This is a genomic window from Mesorhizobium sp. L48C026A00 (assembly GCF_000502375.1).
Lineage (GTDB): Bacteria > Pseudomonadota > Alphaproteobacteria > Rhizobiales > Rhizobiaceae > Mesorhizobium > Mesorhizobium muleiense.
Map to the genome: position 1 here is coordinate 1 of NZ_AYWU01000101.1, position 1,681 is coordinate 1,681.

Consider the following 1,681-nt stretch of genomic DNA (forward strand, 5'->3'; position numbering starts at 1 on the left):
GAACAGCGGCGCCGGCGCCGCAACGCCGCTGCAGCGTTGCGCCAGCGCCAGCGAGGCATGCTCGTGCGCCAGCAGCTCGGCCAGACGGGCATGGGTGAGACGCAGACTTTCCTCAACTCCGGTGCCGTCGAGGTCAAGCCGCACAGGCAGGGTGTTGATGAACAGGCCCATTGCGCGGTCGGCGCCCGCACCGGCATGCGTGCGGCCGAACAGCACCGTGCCGAACACCACCTGCTCTCGGCCGCTGCTGCGCGCCACCACCTGACCCCAGGCCAGATGGCAAAGGCTGGCCAGGCTCACCCCCAGCCGCCGCGCCTGGGCCCGCAGCCGATCGTTGAGCGCCTGCGGCAGCATCCGATGCGCCTCGCCGACCCCGCTGCCGTCGCCGCGCACTTGGCTTAGCCCGAACGGCAGCGTCGGCTCGTCGATGTCCGCCAGCTGTTCCTGGAAGAACTCCTCATGCGCCCTGGCATCGNCCCCCAGCCGCCGCGCCTGGGCCCGCAGCCGATCGTTGAGCGCCTGCGGCAGCATCCGATGCGCCTCGCCAACCCCGCTGCCGTCGCCATGCACTTGGCTTAGCCCGAACGGCAGCGTCGGCTCGTCGATGTCCGCCAGCTGTTCCTGGAAGAACTCCTCATGCGCCTTGGCATCGCCCCCCAGGCGCGCCTGCGCCACCAGATTGCGGAACGGCTGCGGCGCGGCAAGCTCATGCGCGCGTCTCTCCAGCACGGCCCGCACCTCGGCATGCATGATCTCCAGCGTCGTGTGATCGCCGATCAGATGGTGCAGCAGCTCCAACAGCAGCCAGCGCCCGCTGCCGGGCTCGCGCGCGATCACGACGCGCATCAAGGGCGCCCGGCCAAGGTCGATGCGGTACTGGCGCGGATCGAACCGCCGCTTCAGCTGCTCGGAACCGGGACCGCCATCCTCATCCAGCTCGACCTCGCGCACCTCCAGGGCCGCCTTGCGCCACACCACCTGCGCCGGGCTCGACAGACCCTCCCAGACAAAGGCCGTACGCAGAATGTCGTGCCGGTCCACCACCTGCTGAACCGCGCCAAGATAGCGCTCCAACAGGNCCCTCCCAGACAAAGGCCGTACGCAGAATGTCGTGCCGGTCCACCACCTGCTGAACCGCGCCAAGATAGCGCTCCAACAGGCCGCGCTCGGCAAACGCCATCTGCGAGACCAGCAGATACGGATCGCCCTTCGTCGCCAGCAGATGATGGAACAGGATGCCGTCCTGCAGCGGCGACAGGCCATAAATGTCCTGGATGTTGGCGACCCCGCCCGGCACCGTGGCGACGATCCGGTCGATCTCCTGTTGGGTAAGATCGATCAGCGTCAGCATCTGCGGCGTAATTGCCGTGCTCTGCTCGCCGATCAGGTTGGCCGGCACCGCCACCTCGTCATGACTGCCAAGGCTGGCGGCCAGATCGCAAAGCACCGGCCGGGCGAACAGGGTGCGCACCTCCACCCCCAGCGACAGCCGCCGCAGCCGGCTCATCAGCTGCACCGCCAACAGCGAGTGGCCGCCGAGCTCGAAGAAGTTGTCGTGGCGTCCGACCCGCTCGACCCCGAGCAGCTCCGCCCAGATCCCGGCCAGCGCCGTCTCGACCGCGCCCTGCGGCGCTTCATAGGCGGTGCGCGCATAGGCGTCGTCGTCCGGCGCCGGCAGCGC

At 69.2% G+C, this 1,681-nt stretch carries 1 protein-coding gene and 1 pseudogene; both read right to left on the reverse strand.

The annotated features are described in order from the left end of the window. Positions 1-1,008: pseudogene (locus X738_RS89650) on the reverse strand (condensation domain-containing protein); the annotation flags it as partial. Then, positions 929-1,678 carry a phosphopantetheine-binding protein gene (locus X738_RS89655; RefSeq protein WP_373420518.1) on the reverse strand — a complete coding sequence of 250 codons (750 nt, stop codon included), beginning with the start codon at positions 1,676-1,678 and terminating at the stop codon, positions 929-931. The pseudogene X738_RS89650 and the gene X738_RS89655, both read right to left, overlap by 80 nt. Positions 1,679-1,681 lie beyond the last annotated feature (3 nt).